General features: G+C 67.9%; 14 protein-coding genes and 1 riboswitch. Of the genes, 5 read left to right on the forward strand and 9 right to left on the reverse strand.

Annotated features, from left to right (window positions below):
* The first annotated feature begins 100 nt into the window (after positions 1–100).
* A complete protein-coding gene (locus tag NS6_RS04375) occupies positions 101–1,771 on the forward strand; it encodes a hypothetical protein (RefSeq protein WP_157112615.1) in 1,671 nt (556 codons plus the stop codon).
* Here NS6_RS04375 and NS6_RS04380 read toward each other — a convergent pair.
* From NS6_RS04380 to NS6_RS04400, 5 genes are read right to left on the reverse strand one after another with little or no spacing between them, the layout of a single operon-like run.
* On the reverse strand, positions 1,747–3,252 hold the full coding sequence (locus tag NS6_RS04380; protein WP_068036657.1) for an ABC transporter ATP-binding protein: 1,506 nt from the start codon (positions 3,250–3,252) through the stop codon (positions 1,747–1,749). The two genes, NS6_RS04375 and NS6_RS04380, sit on opposite strands and share 25 nt — an antisense overlap.
* Positions 3,245–4,129 (reverse strand): ABC transporter permease, encoded by an 885-nt coding sequence (locus NS6_RS04385; protein WP_084470606.1) that lies wholly within the window; start codon positions 4,127–4,129, stop codon positions 3,245–3,247. Before NS6_RS04385 ends, NS6_RS04380 begins: the two co-directional genes overlap by 8 nt.
* Positions 4,126–5,100: an ABC transporter permease gene (locus NS6_RS04390; protein WP_245669123.1), complete on the reverse strand. Its 975-nt coding sequence runs from the start codon at positions 5,098–5,100 to the stop codon at positions 4,126–4,128. Before NS6_RS04390 ends, NS6_RS04385 begins: the two co-directional genes overlap by 4 nt.
* A 7-nt stretch (positions 5,101–5,107) precedes the next feature.
* Positions 5,108–5,872 (reverse strand): class I SAM-dependent methyltransferase, encoded by a 765-nt coding sequence (locus NS6_RS04395; RefSeq protein WP_068036666.1) that lies wholly within the window; start codon positions 5,870–5,872, stop codon positions 5,108–5,110.
* Positions 5,869–7,392, reverse strand: a complete 1,524-nt coding sequence (locus NS6_RS04400) for an ABC transporter substrate-binding protein (RefSeq protein WP_068036668.1) — start codon at positions 7,390–7,392, stop codon at positions 5,869–5,871. Before NS6_RS04400 ends, NS6_RS04395 begins: the two co-directional genes overlap by 4 nt.
* A 106-nt stretch (positions 7,393–7,498) precedes the next feature.
* A riboswitch (cobalamin riboswitch) is annotated at positions 7,499–7,636 on the reverse strand.
* Between the two features lie 193 nt (positions 7,637–7,829).
* Between NS6_RS04400 and NS6_RS04405 the strand changes: the two genes are divergently transcribed.
* Positions 7,830–8,807, forward strand: coding sequence for a glycosyltransferase family 9 protein (locus NS6_RS04405; RefSeq protein ID WP_068036671.1), 978 nt, complete (start codon positions 7,830–7,832; stop codon positions 8,805–8,807).
* 15 nt (positions 8,808–8,822) lie between these two features.
* Here the strand turns inward: NS6_RS04405 and NS6_RS04410 are convergent, their stop codons facing one another.
* Positions 8,823–9,140: an ArsR/SmtB family transcription factor gene (locus tag NS6_RS04410; protein WP_068036673.1), complete on the reverse strand. Its 318-nt coding sequence runs from the start codon at positions 9,138–9,140 to the stop codon at positions 8,823–8,825.
* A gap of 187 nt (positions 9,141–9,327) precedes the next feature.
* Between NS6_RS04410 and NS6_RS04415 the strand changes: the two genes are divergently transcribed.
* Together NS6_RS04415 and NS6_RS04420 are read left to right on the forward strand one after the other, a co-directional pair.
* Positions 9,328–10,038: a M23 family metallopeptidase gene (locus tag NS6_RS04415; protein WP_068036675.1), complete on the forward strand. Its 711-nt coding sequence runs from the start codon at positions 9,328–9,330 to the stop codon at positions 10,036–10,038.
* A gap of 107 nt (positions 10,039–10,145) precedes the next feature.
* Entirely contained in the window at positions 10,146–11,282 is a 1,137-nt protein-coding gene (locus NS6_RS04420; RefSeq protein ID WP_174552559.1) for a hypothetical protein, read from the forward strand.
* Here NS6_RS04420 and NS6_RS04425 read toward each other — a convergent pair.
* Positions 11,233–11,556, reverse strand: coding sequence for a hypothetical protein (locus NS6_RS04425; RefSeq protein WP_084470607.1), 324 nt, complete (start codon positions 11,554–11,556; stop codon positions 11,233–11,235). The genes NS6_RS04420 and NS6_RS04425 overlap by 50 nt on opposite strands.
* A 425-nt stretch (positions 11,557–11,981) precedes the next feature.
* Here NS6_RS04425 and NS6_RS04430 point away from each other — a divergent pair, with 425 nt between their 5' ends.
* A complete protein-coding gene (locus NS6_RS04430) occupies positions 11,982–12,317 on the forward strand; it encodes an RNA polymerase-binding protein RbpA (protein ID WP_068036680.1) in 336 nt (111 codons plus the stop codon).
* A gap of 138 nt (positions 12,318–12,455) precedes the next feature.
* Here NS6_RS04430 and NS6_RS04435 read toward each other — a convergent pair whose 3' ends face one another.
* Together NS6_RS04435 and NS6_RS04440 are read right to left on the reverse strand one after the other, a co-directional pair.
* Positions 12,456–13,238, reverse strand: a complete 783-nt coding sequence (locus NS6_RS04435; RefSeq protein WP_084470721.1) for an ABC transporter permease — start codon at positions 13,236–13,238, stop codon at positions 12,456–12,458.
* A 122-nt stretch (positions 13,239–13,360) separates the two neighbouring features.
* Entirely contained in the window at positions 13,361–14,350 is a 990-nt protein-coding gene (locus tag NS6_RS04440; RefSeq protein WP_068036683.1) for an ATP-binding cassette domain-containing protein, read from the reverse strand.
* Positions 14,351–14,372: the final 22 nt, after the last annotated feature.

Raw genomic sequence — 14,372 nt, forward strand, 5'->3', positions numbered from 1 at the left:
CCCTTCGTTGTCTCGATCGAGCTCTCGGTCGCCGTGCGGTGCCGACCCTAGCTCCGATAGACGCGTTCACAGCGCTGTGCACCGCAATAAACTTTCCGGCATGTCGTCTACTGCAATACATCGCGGGCCGGGAACGAGCTATCAGCAGCGCAGCGGCCGTGCCATCGAAGAGCGGACCAAGGCGATGATCGTGGCGGCTGCCGAGCAACTCATGACCGAACGCCTCGCCGAAGCGGATACCGACGATGCGCTCGCCCATCTCACCACCGCCGATATCTGCGTCCAGGCCCGCAACTACATCCGGCGCGACGGCACCGAGGGACCGATACCGAAGGCCACCATGTGGAAACACTTCAAAACCGTCGAGGCTCTGGCTGTCGCAGTCGCCGACACGATGACCGCGGCCGACCGGCCGGTTCCCGACCAGGTACTCCGGCTGGCGGCGGGGCGCCCGGCGGCGCCACCGGAGGGCGGAGATACCCGGCGGCTGGAAGCGAGATTCGCCGGCCGCCACTACGACCTGGATCAACTGGCCGACCAGTTCGTCCGGGCCGCCGGAGCGGACGATCGTGCCGATATGCTCTATTGGGCCGCCGAACTCGCCGAACGCGGACTTCGGGAACGCCGCCGGGGCGATCACGCCCGGGTCGCAACCGCCCGGGACTGGGCGCGCCGCGGACTCGAACTGGCCGACCGGGGCTCGCGCCTCGATTGCATGATGGGTATCCGCTGTGCCCGGGCTGCCGCCGCGGCCGAGGCGGTGCTGTCACGGAATCTCGACTACGAGCCGACCGGCCTCAGCCGGTTACGCACCATCAGGGAGACCGAGCTCGAATTCGCCGAGGCGCTCGGCTGGGACCTGCACCGGCTGCTCGCCCGGTTCCATATCGACCACGCGCGTGCTCTCGCCGAGGAGGATCCGTGGCGCGAGATGCACGCCGTGTACACCGTCGCCCGGGAACTACCTGCGCTCGCACTGGAATCGGACCGGGCGCGCGAACCCCAGGATCGTCTGCAGGCCGGTGAGCTGTCCGAGATCATCGCGGCCCTGTGCCGGATCGATATGGCCTACGGCGGCGATCCCGAGTCCGGCGAGCAGTTCGTCGCATTGTTCGGCGACAGCGCGCAGACGCTCATCCAGGACCTGCTGGCCTGCTTCGCGGTCACCACCGGGGAGCGCCGACGGCACGAGGGCAATATCCGGGCACTGTTGCGCCTGAGCGAATTCGCTCGCCGCACCGGGCACATCACCGATCCTGCGACGACGGTCGCCGCCGTCGAGAATTACCGGCAAGCAGCCGTGGATCTACTGCGCACCGCGGAATTCGGTGCCCTGCGAGACCTTCTGGTTGCGCGATACCTCACTGCGAAAGCATATTCCCTCACCGCGACGGAAACAGATGCGCGCCCAACGGAACCGGCCGCCGGGTCGATCGTTCATCCACGCCCCGAAGGCCTGCTCCAAGCCGCCGTCCAGTTCTACGATCACGCCGCCGGAGTGACCAGCCCGCGGGGATCCGCCGGTGTCCTCCGCGCCCGCGCCGCGCAGGCCGGCGCCGAATTACGGCACTCGGTTCCCGCCGCCGCGGACCCGCACACCGCGGAGACCGGAGTACTTGCGGGCGGTGAATTCGACAGTATTGCCCGAGCCATCAACGATCTCGTGCTGATCGTCATCAGCCGCCGGAACAGGTTCACCGATACCGAAATCGCGCGGTTGCTCGAACTGGTCGACCCGATGTACGACTACATCACCGCGGGCCGGAACTGAACGCGATCGCCAGTGCTGTCCGCCTGTAGGAGGCGGGCGAGGATTTCCGGGCCGGAGCTGCCGGTCAACGCGACCGGTGGGCCGATATCGGTGATCCGGCCGCCGTCCAGTACTGCAAGCCGGTCGGCGCGGTCCAGCTGGCTACTCAGATCATGGCTGATCCACAGGACCGCGGCCTCGGTCCTCCGCCGGTAATCGTCCAGGTGGTCGAGGATCAGGGCGGCGGTGGGTTTGTCCAGCGCTGTGGTCACCTCGTCGCACAGCAGGATCCGGGGCCGGGCGAGTAGTGCCCGGGCGAGGGCGGCGCGTTGGAGCTGCCCGCCGGAAAGCCCGGCGGGCAGGCGGACCGCCTGCTCAGCGTCGATTCCGAGGTCGGCCAACAACGCCGCACCAGCGGACCGGGCCCGGGCCCGGTCCAGCCCGCGCAGCCTGATCCCGGTGGCGGATACCTGGTCCAGGATGTCGCGGTGGGGGTCGAAGGCGGCCGCGGATTCCTGCCAGACGTACTGGACCCGGCCGATCTGCTGCCGGGTCCGGCGGCGCAGTACGGGGAGCCTCTCCCCATTCACACAGATATCCCCGGCGACCGGCCGGGCCAGTCCCGCGATACACCGGGCCAGTGTCGATTTGCCCGCACCGGAGATGCCGAGGAGACCGAGCATTTCGCCGGGATGCAGGTCCAGATCGATATCCCGCAGGATCGGTGTGTGCCGAGAGCCGACCGCGAGGCCGCGGACCCGCAAGGCCGGTTCACCGCGCGACTCCCGGCGCGGCCCCGTCACACCGAGGTGGCCGACGGGCGTAGGTTCCGGTTCGACGAGACGGCCGCCGCTGACGAAAAGTGTGCGGTCGCTCAGTTGCTCGACCACGTAGGGGTCGTGGGTGACCAGCAGTACGGCCTTTCCCGCACCCCGCAGGTCCCGCAACGCGCTCAGCAGCGCAGCCCGGGCCAGCGAGTCCAGCCCGACTGTCGGCTCGTCGACAACCAGTATTCCCGGCTCGCACACCAACACCTGAGCGAGTGCCAGCCGGGCCCGTTCACCGCCGGAGAATTCGAACGGGTATTTACGGAGTATCCGGTCGCGGTCGCCGGTATCGATCGCGACGGTCGCCAATGCCCGCGCGACCCGCTCCCTGCGGGCCTCCGCGCTCATCCGGCGGCCGCCGCTGCGCCGGTGTTGCCGGGTCACCAGTTCGCCGAGCGCCGCCCCGATCCGCCGGGCCGGATTCAGTGTGCCGGCCGCGTATTGCGGCAGGTAGCCGATCCGGAGGTCCGGTGCACACCGGATCTCGCCGGATACATCGATGCCGGGGCGGTCCACGCCGGCGACGGCCGCTGCGAGGGTGGTTTTTCCGGCACCGGACGGCCCGAACAAGGTAAGGATCTGCCCCGGCTCGATATCGACGTCGACGGCGTGCAGGATCGCGCTCGTGCCCGCCCGGGCATTGAGGTTGCGCACCGAGATCAAGGGGTCAGCCATGGTTGCCCACTCGGCAAGACCGTCGCGGGCGGGCTCGATGCGCTGTTCCGGCGGGTGCCGTGGGACGGCGCCGGCGGGCGCCGGCCGCGGCCCGTGTGCGCGGATCCGACAGCAGATCGTCGACCAGCAGATTCGTCCCCATCGCCAGCAGGACGATGAGCGCACCGGGCAGCACCACCGACCACGGCGCGATCATCAGCGCATCCTTGTTGGCTGCCACCGAGACCGCCCAGTCGGTGGAAGTGGTGTCGAAACCGAGTCCGAGGAAATTCGCGGAGGCGAGGAAATAGACGGCGGCGGTGAAGCGGACACCCACATCGGCGGCGACGGGCCGGGCCATCGCGCGGACCGCGTACCGCCCGTACCGGTAGCCGCGGCTCTCGCCTTGCATCCGTAGTGCGTCCATGACGGGCCCGTGCACTATCCCGGCGGCCGCCATACGGACGAACCGCGCGATGGGGGCCACCAGGGCGAACCCGATGGCGCAGGCGATCGCCACGGCCGATCCCTGGGTGCGCAGGGCTGCCACCATGATGAGCAACAGGGCGGGGATGCAGAGCAGCACATCCACCGGCCGCATGAGCAGATCGTCCAGCCACCGGCGCGGTGCGGCGGCCGCGGATACGCCGATGAGGAACCCGGCGAAGTAGGCTCCCAGCACGGTGAGCACGCCGACGGTCAGGAAAGTCTGCCCGCCGTTGAGTGCGGCGGCCAGAACATCCCGGCCCAGCCGGTCGGTGCCGAACGGCGACCACGGGGACGGCCCGAACGGCGCCAGCCGGCCGGCCGGCGCGCCACGTGCGAGCACTGGCCCGGCCAGTGCGAACAGCAGCGGTACCGCGATGAACGCCGCGTACACCCACCGCCGCGCGGTCATATCCGTACCTGCGCCGCGGCCGCCGGGTTCAGCCGGTGCCCGGCCATATCTATCGCCGTATTCACCACGACGGCGATCACCCCGGTGATCGCGACGATCGCGAGGATCACGGGATCGTCCCGGTTTCCGATGGCGCCGATGAGTTCGGTGGCGATACCCGGTACCGCGAATACCGCTTCCACGATCAGCACTCCGGACAGCAGACCGTCACCGGTGCGGCCGAGCTCCTGCATCGCCGGGGCCAGCGCATTGGGTGCCATATGCCGGACCAGCAGCGAGAATCGGTGGATTCCGAGCCGCCGTGCCTGCGCGATATAGGGTTGGTCCGCCACCTCGATCACGCCGGCACGGACCAACCGGACCAGTGGCGCGGCGACGCGCGCGACCGTGACGACCAGCGGTAGCACCAAATATTCGGGCCGTTCCAGCAGCGCCGGTAGATCGGCGCCCAAGAAGGTCGCCGGCAGGAGGTCGAGCCGAACCGACAGCACCGCCACCAGCAGGACGGCGAGGACGAAGTCGGGGATCGAATCCAACCCGATACTGATCGAGGTGATCAGGCGGTCGGCCGCCGAACCGGGGCGCAGGCCTGCCGCGAAACCTGCGGTCACTGCGACGGGGACGAGCACGAGTAACGCCAGCCCGGCGAGCAGCCCGGTGACCAGGAACGGGCCGGCGATCACCGATCCGACACTCGCACCGTTGGCATAGGAGGTGCCGAAATCCCCGCGTATCGCATCGCCGAGCCATTCGAGGAATCTGGTCACCGGCGAGACGTCGAGGCCGAGCAGGTGCCGGGCGTGCTCCTGCTGAGCGGCGCTGAGGACGGTGTTGTTCTGCACATCCGCGGCATCGCCGGGCAACAGCAGCGACAGCAGGAAAACCAGCACGAGCAGCACAGCGAGCTGGCCGACACCGATCCCGGCACGGCGGACGAGCAACCGCACGCCGGGGCGGGCTGCTGATATCACCGGACGATCACCGGATCGCTACCACGACGCGATCGTCCCCGTACTGCCAGACGGTTCCGGCTTCGGCGAATCCGGCCTCGATCGCGAACGCGAGATAGTCGTGGGCAGTGGGCCGGTCGTGCACCTTGTGTTCGAATCCGCCGTCCCGTAGCCGGACCAGTTCGGCGAGTTCGGGAGCGTTGTCCACCGCCGCCCACCAGTCCGCCCAGTCCTCGGCGCCCGCCGTGCCGCAGCGTTCCGCCCGGCGGACGGTCAACGCCCGGCCCAGGGCGTCCAGGCGCGGGCCGGCCGGGCCCTCGTAAAGATGGTCGCCGTCGACGAATATCCCGCCGGGCGGGAGGACGGTGGCGCAGGTGCGGATCAGCCTCCGGAGTGGTTCGCGATTCATCCAGTGCAGTGCGGTGGTGCTCACGAAGGCGTCCGGCGCGCGGTTCAGGCCCAGCGCTGCCGGCCAGCCGGGTTCGCGTAGATCGGCGAAAACCGTGCGTAGCCGGTGCGACCCGTGGGCAGCCTCGCACAGGGCGAGCAGGAGCGGGTCGGCATCGACACCGACCACCGTGGCGCCCGGTAGCCGGGCCAGCAGCCGCTCGGCCAGGGTTCCCGGGCCCACCCCGAGATCGACGATCAGCGGGTCGGGCCGGTCGAGCAGTTCGGTCAGCACATCACCGATCACATCGAACCGCATTTCGCGATCGGGCATATACCGTTCCTGCTGGCGGTCCCAGCGTTCGAGCCAGTAGCGCGCTCGCGCCGGATCCAGGTTGGGCGTCATCGGGCACGCACCTGGTCGAAGCGGGCCCATTCGTGCGAGTTCGGTACGGCCGCCGGAAGCTCCACGAAACGGTCACCACAAGCGCTGTTCCAGTTGGTGGTGCCGAAAAAGATGAAACCACCGCGGTCGTGCTGTATTTCGTGCATGGTCCGGTAGAGCGCCGTGCGCCCCTCCGGACTCCGGGTGCCTCGAGCCCTGGCATAGAGCCGGTCGAACTCCGGATCGGACCATTTTGTGCGGTTCTGCGGGGAATGACTCAGCAGCCGGGACGCGAAATGGTTGGGGATCGGCAGCGGCCCGGACTGCCCCATGGTGAGGTGCCCGGTCTCCAGTGCATCGGTGTAATAGGTGTCCTTGGAACCCAGCACCACGTTCACCCGCACTCCGCAGGTGGCGGCGTGGTCGGCGAAGAGCCTTGCCGCCTCGACGAAGCCGTAGGCCACCGGCGCGGTGAACAGGTCGAACGAGAGGTCGCGCACGCCGGCGCGACGCAGTAACCGGCCCACTTCGTCGGGGTCGTAGTCGTGCTGCGGCAGGTCGGCGTAGTACTGGTAGCCCTTGCCGAAGACGTCGTTGGCGATCTCCCCCTGCCCTTCCAGCGCCACCTTCAGCAGCTCGGACCGGTCGGCCATCCGCATCATCGCCCGGCGCACATCCGGGTTGTCGAACGGCGGGCGGTCGGTTTTCATCGCGAAGAAGTAGATACCGCTGCCCGGTGTGGATACGAGCGTGGTTCCGGACCGGCCTTCGAGGGTACGGGCCGCCGAGGGGGTGAGATTATCGGCGTAGTCGATCTCCCCGCTCTGTACCGCGTTCACTCGGGCATCGGCCTCGGCGCTGACGATCCGGAGCTCACCGATCCCCGGGGCGCCCGCCCAGTAGCGCTCGTTACGGGTGGCGATGAACTGGCGGCCGGGGTCGAAGGATTCGAATACGAAGGGGCCGGTGCCCACCGGCCGGCGGAAATCGGTCGCACCGTCCTGCACGATTTTGGTCCCGTAGACCGAGAGGGCGATGAGGAACTCGAAAGACGGCTCCTTCAGCGCGATCTCGACGGTCCGGTCGTCGACCGCCCGGCACCCGGAAAGATCGACCCCATCCAGTGAGGACGCCGCGATGAAAGGGCGTTGCGGCGCGGGCCCGAGCACCCGGGACAGGGTGTAGAGCACATCGTGCGCGGTGAATTTCTTCCCGTCGTGCCATTGCGTATCGCGCAGTGCGATCCGCCAGCGGGTGCCGTCGGTGCTGGGTTCCCCCGATTCCGCCAGGCGCGGGATCGGCGTCATCGCCGAATCCACCTCGAACAACCCGTCGTACACCGCCTTCATCCGGGCTTCGTCGATGAACAGGGTGTTCACCCCAGGGTCGATCCCCTCCCCCGCACCCGATCCTTGGAAGGCCGCCGTGAACATATCGGCGGCGGACCCGGATCCGCCGCATCCGACGGCCAGCGCACCCGCGGCCACCGCGCTGCCCAGCAAGAACGTTCGACGATTCCACTCCGGTGGCATGCCACGCATATCCGACTCCCGTCGCGTCAGGGCAGTTCACGCGACACAGATATGCGAAACCGGCCGCGCGCAGGCGGCTGGTCCGGCGCATCGATCAATACCCACGTGATCATGACCATTCAGTACCTCATCCGCAGGTATCTGGCTTCGGTTCGCAAAACGAACCTCACAGTTGCGGGACAGCCCCGGACTCGCACCGGTCTTCCCTGCAGACCGAGCCGACATTACCGAAGCGCAAGCCGCGGAACCATACCGCCGCCGCGACCGGCCACGGCGGATCACCACATATTCCGTGAACCACGACATGTGATCCAGGCCGCGATCGGCCAACGTTTGCCCACCGAGCCCACGGGTAGTCAACCAAAGGAATGCTCTCGTCGTGGTCCAGCCCTCGGGATGGTGCGGGGAAGGGGGCGCAATGGGCAACAGGTGGCTAGGAGAGTCGGGTGTCGGTAGTTCTCGTGCTTCAGGCACGCGGTCTCGGTGAACTGCTCACCGCTGTTCCGGCGTTGCGTGCCCTGCGACGGGCCCGGCGTAACGATCACCTGGTCCTCGCCACCCCGCATCGTCTGCGCCCGATCGTCGAGGTGATGGCCCTGGTGGACGAGATGGTGCCCATCGCCGACCCGCAGGGGTTGCGCTGGGACGGGCCGGCCCCGAAACTCGCCGTCAATCTGCACGGTGCCGAGGCCACGCCGATCGTGGAACTCGCCAAAACCGGTGCCGAACGTATCCTCACCTACCGCAATACGGCATTCCCGGAAATTCCCGGCCCGGACTGGCACGAGGATCGGCATCCGATCGACCGCTGGTGCCATCTGCTGGAATTCGACGGGATCGGCGCCGACCGCCGCAATCTCGGGCTGGTACCGCCGGTGGCCACCACCAGCCACCGCGACTGTGTGGTCGTGCACGTCGGTGCCGGCGCCGCCGCACGGCGGTGGCCGGCCGATCGGTTCGCGGCGGTGATCCGGCATCTGCTGGTGCTGGGCCACGAAGTGGTCCTCACCGGCAACGAAGGCGATCGCGAACGCGCCCACGGTATCGCCTCCCGGGCAGGACTGGCCGGGCAACGAGTGCTGGCCGGTAACCAGAACCTGATCGAACTGTCGGCCACCGTGGCCGAGGCGTCGGTGGTCCTGTGCGGCGATACCGGGGTCGCGCATCTCGCGACCGCGTTCGGGACCCGCACGGTGCAACTGTTCGGGCCCACCGCCCCTGCGCAGAGCGGACCGCCCGGGCATCTGCTCAACCGGCACGAAGTGCTGTGGGCGGGGCGCACCGGTGACCGCGAGGGTGCCACACAAGATCCCGGTCTCCTGCAGATCGGCGCCGCCGAAGTGATCGCGGCACTGGACCGGCAGCTGAGCAAGCGCCGCGCCGAGGCCGGGGTGACGGGAGCCGCGTACCGCCGGGTGGGCTGACCACAGGCGGGCGGGTCATACGCGTCCGCGTGCCTCACTCAATGCGGCGGCATAGGCGGCGAGGGCGCTCGGCCAGAACTGCTCCAGGTAGTCACGGGCGTCCCCGAGGCCGCGCGGGTCGAGCGAGTAGAGCCGCCGATTGCCCACAGGGCGCACCATCACCAGGCGTGCTTCGCGTAGTACTCGCAGATGCTGCGATACGGCCGAACTGCTGATCCCCACCTGTTTCGCCAGCTCACCCACCGAGCGCGGGCCCGAGGGCAACGCTTCGAATATCGCCCGCCGGGTGGGGTCGGCGAGGGCGATCAGCGGCGCAGCTCTGTTAGCGACCACTCATACAGTGTCTCCATCGGGCAACCCCTCGGTCAAACCCCCGCCGGATGTCTCATTTGTGCAGCTCGACGCGGGAAATTTCGGGTTTCGTTACCGGACGGTTATAAGCGACCTGGGCTTATGCACCGAGAGTGACGGTAACCACATGCTTGCTGACTCGGCCTGAAAGTCCCCTAGCTTGTAGCTCATGCCCGTGACCCTTCCGTTACCTCTCCGCAAGCTCACGGTGCCGTCGATCGGCCGTCGTCGCGTAACGACGCAGGTTGTCGCCACCACGACTGCGCTCTTTGCCGGTTTCGGTCTCCTCGCCGCAGGGGCCGACTCCGATAACGAAACGATCAAGAACGTGGCCGCCACCGCGCCCGCGCCGGCCGCCACCGACGCGCCCGCAGCCGAGCAACAGGCCCACTCCCACGACCCCGCGGCTTGGGACCCGAACAAGCCCGCTGCGGACAACCAGCCCGTCGCATTCCCCTTCCCACCTCCGCTACCCCGGCCCACCACCGTACGTCCGGTCGATGCTGTCGTGAGCTCCGGCTTCGGCCCGCGCTGGGGCGCCAACCACTTCGGTATCGACTTCGCCGGCCAGCAAGGTGTGCCGATCCGCTCGGTCACCGACGGCGTGGTGATCGAGGCCGGCCCCGCTACCGGTTTCGGCCTGTGGGTGCGTGTCCAGCAGGACGACGGCACTGTCGGCGTGTACGGCCATATGCAGGACATCCTGGTCCAGGTCGGCCAGCCGGTACAGGCCGGCGATGTGATCGCCACCGTCGGCAGCCGTGGCCAGTCCACCGGACCGCATCTGCACTTCGAGGTGCACCAGCCGGGTGTCGGCAAGATCGACCCGCAGCCGTGGTTCGCCGGACGCGGCCTCGACGTCATGAACTTCCCGGGCTGACCCTACTCACGACCCATACCGACGGCCGGTAACGGTACCCCGGTAGCGGATCCACTCGGTCCCGTAGTGGGACGCCTCGAGTGCAGTGCCGTTCCTACCGTCGGTCCATGTCCGCGATATCGCCCCCCGGCGGGCCGGGAGACTCCGGCCGCCCCACAATCTCCGATCTTCGTCGGGTGATCGGATGCCTGCACCGGCCATTACTGCTCTGTACCGCGGTAATGGCCGGTCTGGTGTTTTTCTGCCTGGTCGCCATGGTTGTCGACGACCGGGAGCTACTGGGGGAATCGGTCTGGCTGAAACCGATGAAATTCGGACTGGCCTTCGTGCTGTACTCGGTCACGCTGGCGTGGCTGCTCTCGCTGCCTCATAAAGGACAACGTTTCACCTGGTGGCTGGGCTTCGCCTTCGCGGTGACCGGGATTGTGGACGTGGGGTTCGTGGTACTCCAGGCCGCGCGTGGAACATTCAGCCATTTCAACACCGAAACCGATGCGGTGAACGAGATCGGGCAGATGGTCTTCGCCTCGGGCGTGCCGGGTCTCTTCGTTGCGAATCTGCTGATCGCCGTCATCGTTTCGATACGGCCCGGCGCGGATCGGCCGACCGTCCGGGCTGTTCGCGGCGGGCTGGCCATGGCCGTGGTGTCGATGGCGCTCGGCTACCTGATGGGATTCACCGGCACCCAGCTGACCCGGACCGCTGATGGACGGCTGGTGGAGTTGGCCGCCGGACACACCGTGGTCGACCCGGAAACCCGCGCGGCCGTGGGCGCGCCGGACGCTGTCGGCGGGATGCCGATCACCCACTGGAGCAGCCTCGGCGGTGATCTGCGGATCCCGCATTTCGTCGGATTGCACGGAATCCAGGTCCTACTGGGCATTGCCGTGCTGCTGGCGTGGTGTGCCCCGCGATACTCCCGGCTACGCCCGGCCCGCACCCGCGCCCGGCTGGTCGGGGTGGCGATACTCGGTGGAGGCGGCCTGCAGGCGATCACGTTCTGGCAGGCGATGCGTGGTCAGTCCCTGATCCATCCGGATTCCGTCACACTGCTCGTTGTGCTGGGGCTGGTTCTGCTGGTCACAGTTCTCACCGTGGCGATCCTGCAGGCCGCACCGGTCGAACCGCCGCCGGACGGTCCGGCCGAGCGGAATCCGGTACTGCGGACTCCACCCGTGGTTACCGCGCGCGGAGTCAGCGCAACCGTTCGGCGTCCCGGGCGAGTTCCACCAGCACCGCACTGAGACGTGCGAGCTCGTCGTTACCAGCTCCTTCGTCGATGGCCGTCGCCACATCCTCGGCCGCACAGCGTGCCGCGAACCAGCGGTCCGCGAGAGAGGTGGCCTCGGTGGCACTGAGCACCACCGAATCGATGGGGATACCAGTGCCCTTCACATTATTGCGGTGCTCATACGCGCGTTGACGACAGGACTGGCGGCAATACCGGCGCCGCCGCCCCGCTTCCGTATCAACAATTTCCCGACCACACCACAGACAGGACTGCAACCGGCGCGACATGACCCGACACCCTAATAGGCGTTCTCACAGCAGCACACACCGCACACCGCGCAGAGTTCCCGGGCCGACGCCGTACAATTACAAGGCTCTCCCGAACTGGGAACGGATCGACCCTCGCGAACGTTGACAAGAAACAGGGTGCAAGGCCGTAACCGGCACGAACCGCGGGTTCGTGTGCAGGGATCGGCTCGCAGACGTGACCCGAACGGTCGGCGGAAGGCAACGGCCGTCGACACGCGAACCCACGAGGTTCGCGACAGCACAACCACAGGGGTCAACCCACCGGTTCGCCCCGGGTGGGTTCCGGTGCACCGCAGCGGATACGCCGACAGGTGTTTCCGGTCCGGTGATCCGGAACCGAGCATCCGGGAACCCGCGGACCTGCGCGCGGTAACGCGCCGACAACACAGAGAGGACCTGTACAGATGGCAGATCGCGTACTCCGGGGCAGCCGGCTCGGAGCGGTGAGCTACGAAACCGACCGCGACCATGATCTGGCTCCCCGCCGGATCGCCCGGTACCGGACCGACAATGGTGAAGAATTCGATGTCCCGTTCGCCGACGACGCCGAGATCCCACCGACCTGGCTGTGCAAGAACGGCCAGGAAGGTGTGCTGCTCGAAGGCACCTCGCAGGAGGCCAAGAAGGTGAAGCCGCCGCGCACGCATTGGGACATGCTGCTGGAGCGGCGCAGTAAGGAAGAGCTCGAGGAGCTGCTCAAGGAGCGTCTGGAGCTGCTCAAGACCCGCCGCCGGGGCTGAGTCACAGCTTTCGGGAGTCTCGGTTCGGGGCTCATGCCCCGAACACCGGCTGATAAGGCCGTACCCACCGGATCATCCGGTGGGTACGGCCTTTGTCGTTTTCGGCGGCGCCGGACACCCGGCGCCGCCGAACGGGCTTCAGCGGCTGGCCACCCGGCGGTAGCGCAGCAGCGCCAGCGGCATAGCGATGAGCAGGATCACCACCGAGCAGATCACGGCGTATTCGACACAGTGTTCGGCCGGCCAACCGGTGGGCGCTTCGAAGGTCGGCGGCGCACTGTTCTCGAACAACTTCCGGCCGGTTGCCGCGACCGCGGTGATCGGGTTCCATTCGGCGATGACGCGCAGCGGCCCGGGCAGGGTCTGCGCGGAGATGAAGGCCGAAGAGATGAACGACAGCGGGAACAGCCAGATCAGGCCGGCGCTCTGCGCAACCTCCACGTTCGGGGCAAGCAGGCCCGTGAGGGCGCCCACCCACGACATGGCGAACGCGAACAGCAGGATCACTCCGTAGGCCAGTGCGGCCTCGGCCACGCTGCCCTCGATGCTCCAGCCGACGATGTATCCGCAGATGGTCATCACCAGCAGACTCAGCATGCTGACCACGAGATCCGACAGCGTCCGGCCCATCAGCACCGCCAGCCGCGACATGGGCAGCGCACGCATCCGGTCGATGATGCCCTTCTCGAGGTCACCGGCCAGGCCGACAGTGGTGAACGCGGCACTGAACGCGACCGTCTGCGCCATGATCCCGGCGATCAGGAATTCCCGGTATTCGCCGCCGCCGAGGGAGGCACCGAATACGTAGGCGAACAGGAAGACGAACATCAGCGGCTGCACGGTGGCGGTGACCAACAGCGTGGGCACCCGCATGATGGTGAGCAGGTTGCGGTGCGCGACAATCGCGCTGTCGCGAATGATCCGCAGCCGGGGCTCGGCCGATTTCGGGATCCGGTGCGAGGCCGGTGCATGCTCGGTATCCGCGGTGTCCTCCTCGGTCCGGTCGGCGGTTTCGGCTTTCTCGACCGCCACTTCTGCGGTGCTCACGACATGATCTCCTCGGGTACATCGCTGGTTTCCGGCTCGGAGTCCGGGGTCGCCGGGGCGCCGGTGAGGGACAGGAAAACGTCGTCGAGGCTGGGCCGGTGCACGCGGGCATCGACAGCCAGCACATCTGCGTCGTCGAGGCGGCGCAGCGCTTCGACCATGGTGCGGGACCCGTCGGCGACCACCACCGACACCTCGTCGACACTCGCCTCGTGCGCGGGGTCGCCGAGGCCGACATCAGCGAGCACCCGCAGCGCGGGCGCCGGATCCTGCCCGGATGCCAGGGTGACGGTGAGGCGGTCCCCGCCGATCGAGGATTTGAGTTCGTCGGCCGAACCGCGGGCGATGACACGCCCCTTGTCGATCACCGTGATCTCATCGGCCAGCCGGTCGGCTTCCTCCAGATACTGGGTGGTCAGCAGGACCGTCGTACCGTCGCGCACGAGATCGCCGATCACCCCCCACATATCGGTGCGGGCCCGCGGGTCCAGGCCGGTGGTCGGTTCGTCCAGAACCACCACCGGCGGACGGGCGATCAATGCGCCGGCCAGATCGAGACGGCGGGTCATACCGCCGGAATAGGTTCCGGCGCGGCGATCGGCCGCATCCTCGAGCCCGAACTGACTCAGCAATTCCCGGGCCCGTCCGGCGGCGCTGTCGCGGCTCATCCCGTAGAGCCGCGCGACCATGCGCAGATTCTCGTAACCGGTGAGATTGGCGTCGACTGCCGCGTACTGGCCGGACACTCCGATCAGGCGGCGGGCGGCGGCCGGATCGTGCAGCACGTCGACCCCCGCAACCTGCACCGTTCCGGCATTGGGCCGCAGCAGCGTGGTCACGATGCGAACGGTGGTGGTTTTACCGGCACCGTTGGGTCCGAGCAGACCCATCACGGTGCCGGCGGGTATTTCGAGATCGACATCGTCCAAAACGCGGACCCGGCCGTAGTTCTTCACCAGGCCGGTGATCTGTACCGCGGGCTTCACTGAGCGTTCTCCTTCGTTTCGA

Origin of the sequence: Nocardia speluncae NBRC 108251, assembly GCF_001613245.1 — a bacterium.
GTDB classification, from domain to species: Bacteria; Actinomycetota; Actinomycetes; order Mycobacteriales; family Mycobacteriaceae; genus Nocardia; species Nocardia speluncae.

Excerpts from the sequence above, each read along its gene's own strand:
- NS6_RS04400 (WP_068036668.1), bottom strand. The coding sequence starts at position 7,392 with ATGCGTGGCATGCCACCGGAGTGGAATCGTCGAACGTTCTTGCTGGGC.
- NS6_RS04425 (WP_084470607.1), bottom strand. The coding sequence starts at position 11,556 with ATGTCGCGCCGGTTGCAGTCCTGTCTGTGGTGTGGTCGGGAAATTGTT.
- NS6_RS04415 (WP_068036675.1), top strand. The coding sequence starts at position 9,328 with ATGCCCGTGACCCTTCCGTTACCTCTCCGCAAGCTCACGGTGCCGTCG.
- NS6_RS04395 (WP_068036666.1), bottom strand. The coding sequence starts at position 5,872 with ATGACGCCCAACCTGGATCCGGCGCGAGCGCGCTACTGGCTCGAACGC.
- NS6_RS04430 (WP_068036680.1), top strand. The coding sequence starts at position 11,982 with ATGGCAGATCGCGTACTCCGGGGCAGCCGGCTCGGAGCGGTGAGCTAC.
- NS6_RS04375 (WP_157112615.1), top strand. The coding sequence starts at position 101 with ATGTCGTCTACTGCAATACATCGCGGGCCGGGAACGAGCTATCAGCAG.
- NS6_RS04385 (WP_084470606.1), bottom strand. The coding sequence starts at position 4,129 with ATGACCGCGCGGCGGTGGGTGTACGCGGCGTTCATCGCGGTACCGCTG.
- NS6_RS04420 (WP_174552559.1), top strand. The coding sequence starts at position 10,146 with ATGTCCGCGATATCGCCCCCCGGCGGGCCGGGAGACTCCGGCCGCCCC.
- NS6_RS04380 (WP_068036657.1), bottom strand. The coding sequence starts at position 3,252 with ATGGCTGACCCCTTGATCTCGGTGCGCAACCTCAATGCCCGGGCGGGC.